14 protein-coding genes are annotated in these 16,552 nt (G+C 54.3%); 8 read left to right on the top strand and 6 right to left on the bottom strand.

The annotated features are described in order from the left end of the window. Positions 1-78 precede the first annotated feature (78 nt). The 7 genes from acpH (at position 79) to fba (ending at position 6,042) form a co-directional block, all read left to right on the top strand. Positions 79-660: an ACP phosphodiesterase gene (gene acpH / locus F384_RS01740; protein ID WP_046476178.1), complete on the top strand. Its 582-nt coding sequence runs from the start codon at positions 79-81 to the stop codon at positions 658-660. Positions 661-910: 250 nt separating this feature from the next. Further along, positions 911-1,513, top strand: coding sequence for a peroxiredoxin (locus F384_RS01735; RefSeq protein WP_043001608.1), 603 nt, complete (start codon positions 911-913; stop codon positions 1,511-1,513). 461 nt (positions 1,514-1,974) lie between these two features. Further along, on the top strand, positions 1,975-2,418 hold the full coding sequence (locus F384_RS01730; protein WP_046476175.1) for a PTS sugar transporter subunit IIA: 444 nt from the start codon (positions 1,975-1,977) through the stop codon (positions 2,416-2,418). A 5-nt stretch (positions 2,419-2,423) separates the two neighbouring features. Continuing rightward, positions 2,424-2,711 (top strand): PTS sugar transporter subunit IIB, encoded by a 288-nt coding sequence (locus F384_RS01725; protein WP_004099415.1) that lies wholly within the window; start codon positions 2,424-2,426, stop codon positions 2,709-2,711. 20 nt (positions 2,712-2,731) lie between these two features. Further along, positions 2,732-4,123, top strand: coding sequence for a PTS ascorbate transporter subunit IIC (locus tag F384_RS01720; protein WP_044258993.1), 1,392 nt, complete (start codon positions 2,732-2,734; stop codon positions 4,121-4,123). A gap of 66 nt (positions 4,124-4,189) precedes the next feature. Further along, entirely contained in the window at positions 4,190-5,152 is a 963-nt protein-coding gene (locus tag F384_RS01715) for a carbohydrate kinase family protein (RefSeq protein ID WP_046476169.1), read from the top strand. Between the two features lie 29 nt (positions 5,153-5,181). Continuing rightward, the gene (gene fba, locus F384_RS01710) at positions 5,182-6,042 is read left to right on the top strand and encodes a class II fructose-1,6-bisphosphate aldolase (RefSeq protein WP_046476167.1); all 861 of its coding nucleotides are present in this window, start codon (positions 5,182-5,184) and stop codon (positions 6,040-6,042) included. Between the two features lie 126 nt (positions 6,043-6,168). Here fba and F384_RS01705 read toward each other — a convergent pair whose 3' ends face one another. The 5 genes from F384_RS01705 to F384_RS01685 all read right to left on the bottom strand — a co-directional run bounded on the left by F384_RS01705 (position 6,169) and on the right by F384_RS01685 (position 13,562). Then, positions 6,169-7,563, bottom strand: coding sequence for a DUF3999 domain-containing protein (locus tag F384_RS01705; protein WP_046476164.1), 1,395 nt, complete (start codon positions 7,561-7,563; stop codon positions 6,169-6,171). Then, positions 7,560-10,238: a DUF2339 domain-containing protein gene (locus F384_RS01700; protein ID WP_046476162.1), complete on the bottom strand. Its 2,679-nt coding sequence runs from the start codon at positions 10,236-10,238 to the stop codon at positions 7,560-7,562. The genes F384_RS01705 and F384_RS01700 overlap by 4 nt, the downstream gene beginning before the upstream one ends. A gap of 136 nt (positions 10,239-10,374) precedes the next feature. Then, complete coding sequence (locus F384_RS01695; protein ID WP_046476160.1) at positions 10,375-12,243, bottom strand: amidohydrolase; 1,869 nt, start codon at positions 12,241-12,243, stop codon at positions 10,375-10,377. Between the two features lie 21 nt (positions 12,244-12,264). Then, positions 12,265-12,810: an antibiotic biosynthesis monooxygenase gene (locus F384_RS01690; protein WP_046476157.1), complete on the bottom strand. Its 546-nt coding sequence runs from the start codon at positions 12,808-12,810 to the stop codon at positions 12,265-12,267. A 110-nt stretch (positions 12,811-12,920) separates the two neighbouring features. Continuing rightward, positions 12,921-13,562 carry a hydrolase gene (locus F384_RS01685; RefSeq protein ID WP_046476154.1) on the bottom strand — a complete coding sequence of 214 codons (642 nt, stop codon included), beginning with the start codon at positions 13,560-13,562 and terminating at the stop codon, positions 12,921-12,923. A 268-nt stretch (positions 13,563-13,830) separates the two neighbouring features. On the opposite strand from F384_RS01685, the gene F384_RS01680 reads away from it, so the two are divergent. Then, positions 13,831-14,733, top strand: a complete 903-nt coding sequence (locus tag F384_RS01680) for a LysR family transcriptional regulator (protein ID WP_046476151.1) — start codon at positions 13,831-13,833, stop codon at positions 14,731-14,733. Here F384_RS01680 and malZ read toward each other — a convergent pair. Further along, a complete protein-coding gene (malZ, locus tag F384_RS01675; RefSeq protein WP_046476149.1) occupies positions 14,727-16,544 on the bottom strand; it encodes a maltodextrin glucosidase in 1,818 nt (605 codons plus the stop codon). The two genes, F384_RS01680 and malZ, sit on opposite strands and share 7 nt — an antisense overlap. Between the last annotated feature and the right edge of the window lie 8 nt (positions 16,545-16,552).

Below are 16,552 nucleotides of genomic sequence, written 5' to 3'. Positions count from 1 at the left end.
GACTAAAATAAGAGGCGGGTAGTCTAGTGCCGGGGCGTTCTCCCTGCAACCTTTACCCCTCTGGATAAACAGTAAACCATGAATTTTCTAGCTCACCTGCACCTTGCACATCTCGCTGACAGCTCACTTTCCGGCAATCTGCTGGCCGATTTTGTCCGGGGTAATCCCGCGGATTCCTGGCCTGCCGAGGTGGTGGACGGTATTTTCATGCATCGTCGCATCGACGTGCTCACCGATAATCTGCCGGAAGTAAAAGAAGCAAAAGAGTGGTTTCGCCCCGAAACGCGCCGCGTCGCGCCCATTACGCTGGATGTGATGTGGGATCATTTTCTCTCACGCCACTGGACGCAAATTTCCCCTGAGTTTCCGCTACAGTCCTTTGTCGGCTATGCCCATGCTCAGGTCTCCACCATTCTGCCCGATTCGCCGCCGCGCTTTGTCAATCTGAACGATTACCTGTGGTCAGAAAAGTGGCTGGAGCGCTATCGCGATATGGATTTTATTCAGAATGTGCTGAACGGGATGGCGAGCCGCCGTCCGCGTCTGGATGCGCTCCGCGACTCCTGGTATGACCTGGACCACCATTACGATGCGCTGGAAGCGCGCTTCTGGCGGTTTTATCCGCGCATGATGGAGCAGGCGAAAAACAAGCAGCTTTAATTTACACGTCATCCTTCAAACTGCCTCTGCGTTGGCTGCGTCGGCTCACCCCAGTCACTTACTTGAGTAAGCTCCTGGGGTTCTCAGACTTGCCGCCTTGATGCACCTTGAATGATTTTGTGTACAGAAGCCAGATTGATAGGCAAAAGCTCACTGAACGATTGTCAGCGCCTCTTTGTCTTATTCGCCATCACCTTCTATACTGGCCCGCGTTGCGTTCCAAAACCCCTTAACTTTGCAGGAGAATAATATGGTACTGGTGACTCGTCAGGCTCCGGATTTCACAGCAGCTGCGGTACTCGGTAGCGGTGAGATTGTTGAAAACTTCAATTTCAAACAGCACACCAACGGCAAAACGACCGTTCTGTTCTTCTGGCCGATGGACTTCACTTTCGTTTGCCCGTCTGAACTGATCGCGTTCGACAAACGTTACGAAGAATTCCAGAAACGCGGCGTTGAAGTGGTTGGCGTTTCTTTTGACTCTGAATTCGTCCACAACGCATGGCGTAACACCCCTGTCGACAAAGGCGGCATCGGTGCAGTGAAATACGCAATGGTTGCTGACGTTAAGCGTGAAATTCAGAAAGCCTACGGTATCGAGCACCCGGAAGCGGGCGTTGCGCTGCGTGGTTCTTTCCTGATCGACGCGAACGGCGTGGTTCGTCACCAGGTGGTTAACGACCTGCCGCTGGGTCGTAACATCGACGAAATGCTGCGTATGGTTGACGCGCTGCAGTTCCACGAAGAGCACGGCGAAGTTTGCCCGGCACAGTGGGAAAAAGGTAAAGAAGGTATGAACGCCTCTCCGGACGGCGTTGCAAAATACCTGACCGAGAACGTCTCCAGCCTGTAATTGGCATGAATTAACGAAGAAGGCTCGCCACGGCGAGCCTTTTTTGTTTGCTGAACGCTAAACCTTACCATCTGGTAACATCTTTCTAACTTACCACCCTACAATATTGATGTCGTGAATGAGTAAAATCGCCCTTCGGCCTGATTTTTGCAAACTCGTTCAAACTTTGTAAAAAAAACACCCCATTATTTGTGATTAACATCTCATTACTTCATTTTAAATTCAGACATTTGACGGCTTATCTTTCTTTTCCGTTTCTTCCGCGCAAAAAATAATCAACGCAACTCATTGATATTAAACAATATAAAAAATATTCTGCTTGCCGACAAAATAATTCCAACGTTCCCCTGATGTGATCGACTTCAATATTTAAAAATCTATATGTGATCTGACTCATAATTTTTGTTGATATATTTGGCCATGATCGAGTTCAGGAATATGAACGCATTAAGGATCGGATGATGGACATTATTTTTAACCCAGGACTGATTGCGCTTAAGCAGAATATTTCCAGCCCCGAGCAGGCTATCGAACAGGCTGGCTCGTTACTGGTCCGGCAAAATATTTGTCGCCCGGAATATGTCAGTGAAATGGTTAAGGTCTACCGGGATTTCGGTTCCGCCATTGTTATCGATTATGGACTGGCGATGCCTCATGCCCGGCCAGAAAAAGGCGCATTGCTAACCGGATTTTCGTTAGTCACCAGTCAACAACCGCTCGCCTTTGGCCATGAGGAGTTTGATCCGGTTAACGTCGTCATCGCCATCGCAGGCGCGAATGCCGATAGTCATATAAAAATGATCCAACTGATAGCCTCACTGATTGAGTCCGATATTGTGACCTTTCTTCAACAGGAGAATGACCCTAATTCCGTATTACATTTCATCCAAAAACAAATGGAGTAGTCATTATGTTAGTTATCAGAACGGTTTGTGGTAACGGTATTGGCAGCTCATTAATGGCTGCGAATAATGTCAAAAAAATATGTGATGAATTAGGCATCAAAGCCGATGTTGCTTCCGTTGATTTCGCTAACGCCGTAGGAGAAAAAGCCGATCTTTATGTCACGATTAAAGAACTGGCAAACCAGTTTCCTGCGCACTGTAACGTCGCCATTATTCGTAGCTACGTACACAAAGCGAAGATTGCTGAAGATATTACCGAAGCACTCACCAAAATTGCTGCAACTCACTCTTAATCATTATTGAGGGAACGATCATGCAGGCTATTCTTAGTTTCTTATCAGAAATATTTAGCCAACCCGCCTTCCTGATGGGGATTATCGCATTTGTCGGTTTAGTGGCGCTGCGCTCCCCTGGGAATAAATTGCTCACCGGTACCTTAAAACCTATTTTAGGGTATTTAATGTTAAGCGCAGGTGCTGGAGTTATCGTTGCCAACCTGAACCCGCTTGGCGGAATTATCGAAGCCGGATTTAATATTCGCGGCGTTATTCCTAACAACGAGGCCATTGTTTCCGTCGCGCAGAAAGTGCTGGGTGTGGAAACCATGAGCATTTTGCTGTTAGGTTTTATTTTTAACCTCATTATTGCTCGCTGTACCAAGTACAAATATATCTTTCTGACCGGCCACCACTCATTCTTTCTGGCGTGTCTGTTTTCAGCGGTACTACAGGCAGCAGAATTCCGCGGCTGGATGTTAGTGTTAATTGGCGGATTCTTGCTCGGCTCATGGTCGGCGATTTCTCCGGCAATCGGTCAGCGTTATACCAAACAGGTGACGGAGGATGGCGGCATTGCAATGGGGCACTTTGGCTCTCTGGGCTATTACATCTCAGCCTGGATCGCCACAAAAACGGGTAACCCGGCAAACTCATTCGCCGATACTGAAATCTCAGAAAAGTGGGGCTTTTTGCGCGATACCACGGTCACTACCGGGATTGTGATGTTCATTATCTACTTTGTATGCAGCGCCGTCGCCGGTACTGAATATCTACGTACGATAACGGATCAGAACATGTTGATCTTCTCTATCCTTACCGGTCTGCAGTTTGCGGTTGGCGTCGCCATCGTCTACAACGGCGTGCGACTGATCCTCGGCGATCTGGTTCCGGCATTCCAGGGGATTAGCCAGAAGTTGATTCCTGACTCGATCCCAGCCGTTGACTGCGCGGTCTTCTTCACCTTTAGCCCTACCGCAGTCGTCGTAGGCTTTATCAGCTCATTTGTTGGCGGTCTGGTCGGTATGCTCATGCTGGGCGGACTGGGGATGGCGCTGATTATTCCGGGCATGGTACCGCACTTCTTCTGCGGCGGGACTTCCGGGGTATTCGCCGACAAGCTTGGCGGAAAACGCGGCTGCATCATCGCCTCATTCATCGGCGGCATATTCCTTGCTTTCTTGCCAGCCATGCTGCTTCCGGCATTGGGCAACCTGGGCTTCGAAAACAGCACCTTTGCTGACTTTGACTTCGCGGTGTGGGGAATTATTATTGGTAACGCCTTCACCCAGTTCGGCCAGATCACTATCTATCTGATTTGTCTGGCGCTTATTGTCGCACTGCTGGTGCCATTCTGCTTCCGTTCGGTTCGCGTGGTCGGTGACACACTCAGCTATGAGGAGCTCACTGCGGATAAGAAAAATGAATAAGCAGTTTCATTTTTCCCTGCGGGAAGGGATTTCTTCCCGCAGCTGACAAAATAATCAGGAGTTGTTATGGCTATCTTGTCCATTGGATTTTCATGTTTTGATCAGTTTTTCTTTTTGAACGAATGGCCGCAGGAAAATACCAAGAATTTCTGCCATGACTTTATTGAAAGTGGCGGCGGTCCGGCAGCAAACGCAGCGTGGCTACTGGGATTATGGGGCGAAGATGTTTATTACATCGGCCATCTGAATCAGGATCTTTACGGCCAACGTATTATCGATGAGTTTGCTGAAGCGGGCGTCGATACCAGCCAGGTCGTCTTCTCAGATGAAATGATCACGCCGCTGGCATCGGTGTTGGTGAACCGCTTAACGGGGTCGCGGACAATTATTACCCGTAAAATGCAGACCCCACCTTCGCTAACCTATGACCAGAAGCTCAAACTTGACGATCTGGCTGAACGGTTGATTGCATCCGAAGAGCCAGTAACGCTATTAATTGATGGTCATGAAGCAGAAATCAGTGAGTATTTAATTAAGAAACTCCCCTCGGCGCGAGTGGTTATGGATGGCGGTTCATTACGTGACAGTAATATTAAGCTAGCGGCCTGGACCGATTACTTTGTGGTCAGCGAGCATTTTGCCCGTGACTATATGGGATACCACGCGTTGAGTACCGAAGCGGAAATTAAAGCAGCACTGGTCGAGTTAAATAAAATTTGTCGCGGGGAAGCATTTATTACACTCGGAGAAAAGGGTTGTGCGCTATTAAAAAATGGGATGCTGCAAATTGTTCCTGCCTGGCTGTGCAATGCCGTTGATACCACGGGTGCAGGAGATGTATTTCACGGAGCCTTTACTTACGGTGTTCATTACTCATGGCATATTGATAATATTATCTTATTTGCCAGCCTGACCGCCGCAATTTCCATAGAAAAAAAAGGCGTACGCGAATCAATGCCGGACCTTGCCGTTGTCCACAACTCGTTGAATAGCTATGAAAGAAATTTAAAGCAATATTATGGCGAGTAATTGCTTTTAATTAATATCAAGAGGTGATTATGTTAGTTTCTATGAAGGACATGCTTCAGCATGCCCTACGGGACGGTTATGCCGTAGGGCAATTCAATATTAATAATCTGGAATGGGTCGGTGCCGTATTAAGCACCGGACAACAACTGCGCTCTCCGGTTATTTTAGGTGTTTCCGGCGGTACGGTTAAACATATGCTGGGATTAAAATGTATTCATGACATCGTGGTTAATGCGATGGATTATTTAAACATTGATATTCCGGTCGCACTGCACCTGGATCATGGAACCACCCGCGAAGCTTGCGAAGCGGCTATTGAAGCCGGATTCAGTTCTATTATGTTTGATGGTTCGCATCTGCCGTTTAACGAGAACCTGGCCATCACCCGTCATCTGGTGGAACTGGCCCACAGCAAAGGTATTTCGGTTGAGGCGGAACTCGGCACCATCGCCGGCAGCGAAGACGGCATTGTCAATTCCGAGGTGATTTACGCCGATCCCCAGGAGTGCTACACCCTGGTCAAAGAAACCCAGGTCGATTGTCTGGCCGCCGCGCTGGGTTCAACTCATGGACTGTATAAAGGCAAAGCTAAACTGGGGTTTACGGAGATGAAAACCATTTCCGGGCTGGTACAAGTGCCTCTGGTATTGCATGGCGGCACCGGTATTGCCGACGACGACATGCGTAAAGCCATTGCCTGCGGTACAGCAAAAATTAACGTCAATACTGAAAATATGTACGCCTGGTGCCAGGAAGTGAAAGAGATATTTGCCGCCGACACCGGTCACGACGTAAACGATCCACGCAAAGTGATCAATCAGGGGCTGAAACCGGTACGCGAGATGATTGCGCGGCGCATCGAGCTTTTTGGCTCGCAAAACCGCTATTAGAAACGTGTGGCTTTACAGACTGACGCCATCTCAGTCTCAGGGAGAAACCCGCCGCCGGTCAACGCCGGGGCGGGCGATATCTTGCTAATAACCTGACCGGCTCGCCACGGCGAGCCTTTTTATGACTTACTGCGTGCTGTCCTTTTTGACTTCCCGCCAGATACGCCACGCCATCAGCGCCAGCGCGGCGACACCGAGTATCAGCGCCCCCCACACCAGCACCGTTTTCCACTGACTTTGTTGCTCTGCAGCCGATGTTGCCGTCAGTCGCGCCTCGCCGCCGAGCGCGACATCATCCTGGGGTATAGCCCCCGGCAGAGAGTCAATATCCTGCGTTTTACGCAGCGACGCCGGGATCAGCAGATCAAGACCAATATCCGCTTTTTGCGCCGCCCGGTTTCCCCAGGCCAGCATGTAAGGCCCTTTCCCCTGCGTATTGAACACCAGTTGATAGCTGTCCCGCGCCCCGCTCAACGCGGGCAATCTCTCTGGCAGGCGGGCGTTAATGGTCGTCATCCGAACGGCCTCAACCAGTTGACCGGAAAGGCGAATATCCTCCGAACGCTTGCCGTTCAGACGGTAAAGCACGGTTTTCGTCAGCGGCTGCCAGGGCGCTTTTTCAGCGCTACGCCAGGCCAGCTCTACCGGTAAAACCCCTTCATCGTCCAGATCGATTCTGAGCGAGGTCAACGGCTGCGGCTGCGCCCAGTGCCAGACCGCTTCGTCATTTGACACCTTCTCTTCTTGCGCGCCGATCTCAATACGGGCGGATTCCGGTTCTCTGCTTTCGGCAATGGCGCTCACGCTGTTTAACGTCAACGCCGGGCTTTGCGAATCGAGGATCACCAGCAGATAACGATTCCCACTGGCAGAAAGCGTCAGGCTGGCGCCAATGGTATCCATTTTCAGCCGATCGTTATCACGCGTCAGCTCCATCAGCGGCGCCTCTTCCTGCAAGGTCCGCCAGTAGCGTAAATCACGGCTGACATAGACCGAGGCTTTCCCCTGCCAGTTACCCGTCGGGGTATTCCAGTTCAGACGCAACTGCTCCAGGGAAAAACTGTCTTTCATCTCCTCCGGCAGCATCAGTAAATAGCTCTGTCCAACCGACTTAACGTCATCACTTTCCAGGTGAATTTCAATACCGGTCTTCGAGCGTAAGACAAAAGATTCCCCACTGCGTCGCCCCTCCTCACGCGGCGGGACGGGTGACATATCCAGCGGGAAGAGTCGCAACGTGACCGTTTGCGGCGTAACGGGCTGAGTTTTCTGCGCCACCAGCGTAAATGGCACCGTCTCCCCGGCATGGTTAAAGACGCGTACATCGCGTAAGTCTGGCCAGGCGGTCCCCTGATACACCGCCTGCGGGAGCGACACGCGATACCACGGCGATGCGCCGAGGGTTTCCAGCGTGACGCCCGTCGCGTAATCCGTCGGGGACTCCTTCACGTCATCACTACTGAAGGCTGTTCCTGCCACGCCCAGCAGTACGCTACATAATACCGCGTTCATCCATTTCATTTTTCTTCTCCAGCTTTGGGCGGTAACGGTGAAAAATACCCGACAATGAGCACCAGGATAGCCACACCGATAAACGCGACCGCACGCGCCAGGCCGCCGCCACGCGCGCTGTCCACCAGCATCAGTTTCACAATCACAATCCCTAACAATACCGCCCCGCACAACCATTCCCGACGTGAGCGATAACGGGTCGCGCGCAACATCACCACCAACGCCATCAGCATCCAGAACAGGGCAAAACAGGTCTGAATCAGCCGTGAATGCCACAGCGCTTCCATGCTCCACGCCACGTCGCCATACCAGGCCAACGCGCGCAGCAGCATACCATTCAGCCACCAGAAGCCGAGCGCTATCAGCGCAACCACAGGCCATGGGCGACATACCGACAACTGCACCGGGAAAAAGCGCAGGGAACCGCGATAAAACACCATCAATCCCAGCAGCGCAAAAGCCGCCCCCTCTTCCAGCGGGTTGATCAGCGGCAGATATGTCTGACGATAGACCACGCCGTCCTGTAAATTCGTTAGCACTAACAGACCGACCAGCACCGCCGCGACGGGAATCAGCGCCTGACAGGCGTACAACGCGGGCCAGACCCGGAACGGCCAGAACTGACGACGAACGGCCATCGAGACGAGGAAAATCAGCACCCCGCCTGCCGCCATTGCCACACCGCTTCCCCAGGCCGCCATACCCCACGGCAGGTCGCGGGCAAACCAGAACAGTTCCGCCGCCAGCGCCAACAGAATCGTCCAGAAAAGCGAGAGATGCGCCAGTCTGGAAAGACGCGGTGGTAACGCCTCAGCATCGCGCCGAAGCAACGCTACCGCAGTGGGTAAGGCCAGGCACCAGGCCAGATTCTGCCAGCCCGCGGCAAAAATCTGCTGCTGAGAAATCTGATACCCCACTACCGTCAGCATCATCGGCCACAGTAGCCATTTGCTGATATCCAGCTCCTGCCACGCCAGGCGGGCAGCGGCAAATCGCCAGCCCCAGACCGACACGGCCATCAGCGCCAGCACACCCGCCATCACCTGCGAATGGGTGGTCAGCAACCACTGCGCTGCGCCACCGAGCGCCACGATCCAGAAGATCACGCCGCCCGCCAGCAGTCCCGCGCTACCGCGTAGTTCAATCTTACGCCACAGCCACGCCCCTGCCAGCCAGCAGGCGCTGAGTACGGCAAAAATCAGCATCACAGAAAGCGCGGTGGTGCCGTTCTCCAGCACCCACAGCGCGCTGCCGAGCGCCAGTACCAGCAACGCGGTGCCGCTGTAACTCATGCGTCGCTGCTGCTGTTGCACACCCAGCCACAAAATCCCCAGCCCTTCCAGCGCCCAGGCCATGGACGTCCACTGCGCCGACAGCGCCAGCGGGATCGCAAGGGTGGTAAACGCCCCACCCAGCGCCAGCGCGGCCAGCACCAGCGGGCGCCCCAGCGACGGATAGCGGCGCAGTGCCAGCCATGCCAGCACCAGATAAAAACCCCCGAAGCCCAGCGCGCTGAGCGCCGGACCATATTCCCAGTGACGGGTGATGGCGTACTGCATGCCAAAGCCAATAAGCGGCGGCGCAAACAACAACACGCCATCGATAATCTGCTTACCCTTCGTCTGCGCTCGCAGCGACAGTGCCACGCTCAGCACACCAAAAAGTAGAATATTGGCAATCAGGAACAGTTGGCAGTTCAGGTAATACGCGGACTGATAGTCATCCAGCCCCCAGAGACCGCCCACACCGAAGGTAAAGAGCAGCCCAAGCAGATTAAGCTCGCGCCAGTGTTGCCAGATGCTGATCGCCAGAATGCCGACCGACAGCAACAGATAGAAGGAGAACAGCGCCACATAGTTGCCGCTTCCCGTCGACAGTAGCAATGGCGCAAGATAGCCACCGAGGCTCGCCAGCATCGCCAGACTGAGCGCTTTTTGCAAAATCGCCAGCCCAACGCTTGCCGCGCAGATGACCACCAGCAGTACAAAGGCCAGCGTCATCGGCAGCATCTGCCAGAGGCGAAACGCGCCAAAGACGGTGAGATAGAGCGCACCGGTTGCCCCGCCCTGCAAAATGAGGGCATAAACCGGCTGTTTATGCCGCAGACGCCAGCCTATCGCCAGCAGGACAATCGCAAACAGCGCCGCTGCAACCAGGCGCAGTTCAAGTGGGAACAGGGAGTGCTCGACCGTATAGCGCAACAGGAAAGAGAGGCCAAGAAAGAGAAGCAGGATCCCCAGTTTTGCCATCGGGTTACCCTGCATAAACCAGCGCACCAGCGACGACATCACGCCGCCAAAGGCAGAAGGTTGCGCGCCCGCGACAGGGGAGGCTTTTTCGACGAGAGTCTCTGCTTTGACGATAGCCGCTTTCTGCGGCGTATGTGAGCGCCAGGGATTAGCCGAAGTCGGTTTGGGTTTGAGTTCAGGTTCTGGCACCGCTACCGGGATCGGGGTCGGTTCTGCCTCCATAACCGTCTCTGCGGGCTGAACCGGGGCCGCTGCCATCGGTGTTACCACAGGTGCTACGACGCCGCGTTGTTCCAGGTCTTCGACCCGTTGGCGTAACCGGGCAAGCTCTCCGCGCACCGCCGAACTGCGATTGAAGGCGACAATCGACAGAACAGGCACCACCACCAGCGCGAAAAACAACAAGACGCAGCCAAGGATTAAAAGGTCGTCCATGTATCCACCTTCACTGTATTAGGACAGTCCAGAATGACACAAATTGTTGCATTTGTGCCACATCTGTTAGCAGAGTGAACTCCTTTTCAGATAATATATTCAGCCTCTGCGCGCAAACAGAGGCTGTAAGGCAGGATTAAAACGCGAAGCACGAGCAGCCGAGCGCGCCCCAGAACGCCCGATCGTCAGACACCGGGATCCCCGACTGGCGGGCGATATCATGCTGATGACCGTGCACGCCACAGCTACCGCAACACTGATGCATCTGCACCACCGCGCTCACTTTCGCGGCGGTTGGCGGCGCCGAACGGTAGTGTCCCGGAACGTTCACCACCGGAGACCAGTCCGGAACGACCGGAATCGACGGCGGCGCCAGCGGAGTGAACTGACCAGCGGCATACACCACTTTGCCATCGACAATCGTCATCACCGACTCAATGCCTTTGATCTCCTCTTCCGGCACGCTGAAGTAGTCTTTTGACAGCACCACCAGGTCGGCCAGTTGATCGTTGGCAATGCGCCCTTTCTTGCCCTGCTCGCTGGAAAACCACGCGCTCCCTGCCGTCCACAGTTCCAGCGCCACGTCGCGCGGCAGACGGTTGTTATCGTCATACATCGCCGTTCCGCCGACCGTACGCCCGGAAACCAGCCAGTACAGCGCCGTCCACGGGTTATAGCTGGCGACGCGAGTGGCATCCGTTCCAAGCCCCACCGGCACCCCGGCGGCCAACATTTTCGCCACCGGCGGCGTATGTTTCACCGCCTCTTTCCCGTAGCGGTCGATAAAATATTCGCCCTGGAATGCCATGCGATGCTGTACCGCAATGCCGCCGCCCAGCGCTTTCACGCGATCGATATTGCGCTCGCTGATGGTCTCGGCGTGATCGAAGAACCAGTGCAGGCCATTAAACGGAATATCACGGTTCACTTTCTCGAACACATCCAGCATCCGGCTGATCGACTCATCGTAAGTGGCATGCAGACGGAACGGCCAGCGGTGTTCCACCAGATGGCGCACGACGCGCTCCAGCTCATCCTCCATCCCTTCCGGCAAATCCGGGCGCGGTTGCAGGAAGTCTTCGAAGTCCGCAGCGGAGAAGACCAGCATCTCCCCGGCGCCGTTCGCACGATAGAAATCGGTCCCCTGACCCGGCTTGAGCATATCGGTCCAGCGTTCGAAATCGTCCAGCTCCTGCTTCGGTCGCTGTGTAAACAGGTTATAGGCAATGCGCACCGTCATCTGATTTTTGGCATGCAACTGCTCGATGATCTCGTAATCTTCCGGGTAGTTCTGAAAACCACCGCCTGCGTCGATGGCGCTGGTCAACCCGAGACGATTCAGTTCGCGCATAAACTGGCGCGTGGAGTTTACCTGCATCTCCAGCGGCAGTTTCGGCCCTTTCGCCAACGTCGAATAGAGGATCATGGCGTTAGGTTTGGCGATCAGCATCCCGGTGGGATTGCCGTTGCTATCGCGGACGATTTCGCCGCCCGCCGGATCGGGCGTCGCTTTGGTGTATCCCACGGCTTTCAGCGCCGCGCGGTTTAGCAGCGCGCGATCGTAGAGATGCAGAACGAAAACGGGGGTATCCGGCGCGGCATCGTTGAGCTCTTCCAGCGTTGGCATCCGTCGTTCGGCAAACTGAAATTCACTCCAGCCGCCCACCACGCGAACCCACTGCGGCGACGGGGTGCGGTCAGCCTGTTCTTTCAACATACGCAGCGCATCGGCCACGGACGGTACCCCTTCCCAGCGCAGCTCAAGGTTGTAATTCAACCCACCACGGATCAGGTGCAGGTGGGAATCATTCAGCCCCGGAATCACAGTGTGACCTTTCAGATCCACCACCTGCGTACCATCAGCCGCAAAACGCATCACCTGATCGTGCGTTCCCGTGGCGAGAATTTTTCCGTCCTTAATCGCCACGGCGTCAGCCTGAGGGCGGTGGCTGTCGAGGGTATGTATTTTTCCGTGGGTCAGAATCAATGAGGCAGTTTGAGACATAACGCTCTCCTGACGAGCCGATCAGGCTTTTTTCAGCCAACCGGCAAACAAACGGGTTACGATGGGCATCCACAACCAGACCACCAGCGCAACCACACAGGCATCGTTGATCAGATGCAGTAATAGCGTTCCCTTCAACGAGGGCAATAGCATGCCGGTCAACCACGGCACCAGATTGGTGCTGGGGAAAATAACCAACAGGGTGATCAGAAACTGCTTCCAGCGCAGTGGTTGACGGACATGCGGCGCGGGCGGCGTAAACCAGAATGCCGCTTCGGTGTGGATCTCGGTTTTATCGCCTTCCGCCAGCAGCGGGGCGATCTCCTCGACCAGAAGTCGCCGCGTATCCGACTGCGTCCAGTTGTAGAGATGTTCGAGCGTGTCGAAGCGAATAATGATGTTCCACAGATTCTGCCCGTCCGTCGGACGAATCACGTTCGCACCAAGATGACCGGGATACGAGGCGGCAACAGGCATAATTTTCCCTAGCCATAACTCATAGCGCGCCGCCTGATCAGGCTGCAGCGTATGCGTAATCACCAACGTCACATGTGTATTTTGCGCCATGACAGATTCCTTGCTGAAGGTTAATGGCGGGTTGCCCCGCCATAAGCCAGACATTCCACGACACAACATCCTTCATGTCGCGTCGCTGCGGCGTGAAGGATGAAGGGGGTTTATGCTTTGCGTTCCGGTGCGCCATGTACCATGGTGTAGGCATAATCCACGCCCATACCGTAGGCGCCGCTGTGTTCACGAACCAGACTCATCACCGCGTCATAAGTCTCCTTCCGCGACCAGTCACGCTGGTACTCCAGCAGAACCTGCTGCCAGGTCACCGGGACGGCACCGGCCTGCACCATACGGTCAATGGCGCGTTCATGCGCATCAACAGAGGTGCCGCCGGAGGTGTCCGTTACGACATACACTTCGTAACCGGCTTCCAGCGCCATCAGCGCCGGGAAAGTCAGGCACACTTCGGTCCATAGCGCAGAGATAATCAGTTTTTTACGTCCGGTCGCCGCCACGGCTTTCACAAATGCCGCGTCTTCCCAGGAGTTCATAGAGGTACGTTCGATAGGTTTCACATCCGGGTGTACAGCCAGTAACTCAGGCCAGATGTAACCACTAAAACTTTTTGTTTCGACTGACGTATAAATGACCGGCACATTAAATATTTTGCCTGCCTTCGCCAGCGCAACCGTATTATTTTTCAACGTCTGGCGATCAATATTAGCCACCCCAAATGCCATTTGCGGCTGATGGTCAATAAAAATAAGCGACGAGTTTGATGGATTAATCAGTTCCCGAATAGACATAATATACTTCCTTAATTAATCAGTTAGAAATTGATGTTTGGTATCTGCCGTCAGCCATCAAATCCTGAATCAGAAAGCCTGTTTAGTATAGTTGGAAATTTCTAACGACTTATTAAAGAAAACTTACCGTTCTGTGAAATAAACTTTTCGGACGATATATCTTTACACTTTCAAAAAAATGCGCATCTTCCGTCTAATTTATTCACTGGTTTTGTTTCTCGTCATTCGGTACAACAGAAGGGTTTATTTTCAGGGACATTTTCAACCTATGCGCATTAATCTGGACGTTTTGCTTATACTGGACGCCATCGACAAATACGGGACGTTTGCCGCCGCAGCTGAATCGTTGTTTAAGACGCCCGCGGCACTCAGCTATATGATTCAGAAGCTGGAAAAAGATCTGAACATTGAACTGCTTGACCGCTCCGGGCATCGGGCAAAATTCACCGATACCGGACTGATGATGCTGGAAAAGGGACGTTTGCTGCTCAGTGCGGCAAAAGATCTGGAAAAGCAGGCGCAGCAGTTGAGCTCCGGCTGGGAGAAAGAGCTGGACATTGCGCTGGATGTCTCCTTTCCCTTTGAGGCGCTGTTACCCCTCATCGAGGCCTTTCACGCGCTGAACAAACAGACGCGGCTTAAATTTTCGTACCACACGCTGGCAGGGTCATGGGAAGAGTTAACGCATAATGGCGCGGATATCATTCTTGGCGCGATTAATGAGCCCCCCACCTCCGCCGCGTGGTCTTACAAAATGTTAGGCACCCTGGATAATGTCTTTGTGGTGGCGCCCAATCACCCGCTGGCCGCAATAGCGGACAAATTGACTAATGAACAACTCTGCCTGCACCGCGCCATTGTCATCAGCGACAGCGCGCGCTTTTGCCACCCGATGCAAACCAACCTGATGGAAGAACAGTCGCAGATTCATGTTGATGATTTTCACAGCAAAGTAGCACTACTGCGCGCCGGGATAGGCTGCGGGTTTCTCCCGCGCCATATTGCCAGCCCGTGGCTTGCCACGGGCGAACTGGTTGAAAAAAGCGTCATCTCTTTTCGTGAAAAAGATGTCGCCTATATGGCATGGCGCGATGGACAAAACGGGCTGGCGCATCGTTGGTGGCGGGAAACGCTGCTTGCCAGCCACGACATCGCGCGGCTGTATCAGTGACTCAGCCAGAGCGTGGCGGAAATCGCCGGCAGCGTCAGGATGTCATCAGACAACTGCCCTTTCCCTTCTTTACAGTGCCATTCTGTCACGTTCAGCAGCGGTGAAGTCGGGAGTACCACTTCACAGGCATCGCCGCGGTTAATCGCCACCAGCACGCGCTGCTGCTGGTAGACGCGCAAAAATACCACCACGTTATCTTCTGCATAGATAACCTGACATCCGCCGTAGCGCAGCGCCGGGATACTATGCCTTAGTTTCGCCATCCGCTGATACAGGGCAAGCAACGTGGCATCCTGTTTTTCCGCCTGCCAGGGAAACGTCTTGCGGCAGAACGGATCGTTATCGCCATCCAGCCCTACCTCATCACCGTAATAGATACAGGGCACACCGGGCCAGCTAAACAGCCAGACGACCGCCAGCGGCAGGCGGGCGACATCTTTACCTAACAGCGATTTGAAACGCGCGGTATCGTGGCTGTCGAGCTGGTTGAACATCCGCAACTGCTGTTGATGAGAGAGTCCGGCGCGGTAGTTATCCATCCACGCCATACAGGTTTGCGCGTCAATCTGCTGGGGATCGTAAGAGATATCGGTATTGGCGAGGAAGCCCCATAGCGGGAAAGTGAAACCACGGTAGTTCATGGCGGCATCTTCGGCATCCGCCTGCAGCCACTGTCGCGCATCACCAAAATGTTCGCCAAAGACGTAGGCTTCTGGCTGCGTTTCCTTCGCCGCCTGAGTGATCCCCGCGACATGCTGAAGGTTATTACGCGCACCGCCCGCTTCACCCAGCATATGCACGACGTCGAGCCGCCAGCCGTCCATGTTCCACGGCGCTTTCAGCCAGTGACGAACGATGCTGTCTTCGCCACGATACATTTCATTGACCAGACTTTCGGACTGATAATCCAGCTTCGGCAGACTGGGGTAGCCCAGCCAGTCCAGCGCGACGCCGTCCGGCGAAAATCTGTACCAGTCGCGCCAGGGAGAGTCAGGATGGTGGCACGCGCCGCCAGAGCCGCGATGATGCCTGTCAAACCACGCGTGGGAATCGCCGCTGTGGTTAAACACGCCGTCCAGCACCAGCCGCATCCCCCGCTGTTGCGTTTTCAGCCGCAGTCGCAACAGCGCCGGATCGCCGCCAAACTGCGGGTCAACGTGACGGTAATCCTCGGTATCATATTTATGCACGCTCGGGGCGGTGAATACCGGATTCAGGTACAGCGCGGTGACGCCCAGCTTCTTCAGGTATGGCAGCTTTTCGCAGATGCCGTCGAGATCGCCGCCGTAGAAGGTTGATCCACCGGCTTGTGCCGTCAGCGGTTCGTCCCAGTCACGCAGCACAATTTCCTGCCCGGCGGCGTGATGGTAATAGACCTTATCCTGCTGTGCGTCGCGTGACGCACTACGCGCGAAGCGGTCAGGAAAGATTTGGTAGAAAACCTGATCGGCAACCCACTGCGGCCCGCTGTCCGGCGCATCCACGGCAAATTGCTCCAGACGGGCGGGTGGAAAACGGCTGAACCCTTGCGGCGTGAACCACAACTGACGATCGAGCCAGAGCAGCTTGAAGCTGTAGCGCCGACGCGGCTGTCCGCTGCGAAGATCAATCGCCGCACGCCAGGCCGTCACGCCGGGTTGCGGCTGCGCGCGCAGTTTGTGCATCACCAGCGCGGTTTCTTCATTGTCATGTTCCGCACGTAGCGTGACGCGCTGCGGCAGGTTCTCTCCCGTCAGCCAGAGCGTAATGGTTAGTTGGTCTTTGTTTTGCTTAACAAATGGGGCAACCGGTAGGTGCCAGGCGTTCAACATCACGTATC

Source organism: Citrobacter amalonaticus Y19, from assembly GCF_000981805.1.
GTDB classification, from domain to species: Bacteria; Pseudomonadota; Gammaproteobacteria; order Enterobacterales; family Enterobacteriaceae; genus Citrobacter_A; species Citrobacter_A amalonaticus_C.
The sequence above is the reverse complement of the archived record's forward strand: the minus strand, read 5'-3'. Positions and strand labels throughout refer to the sequence as shown.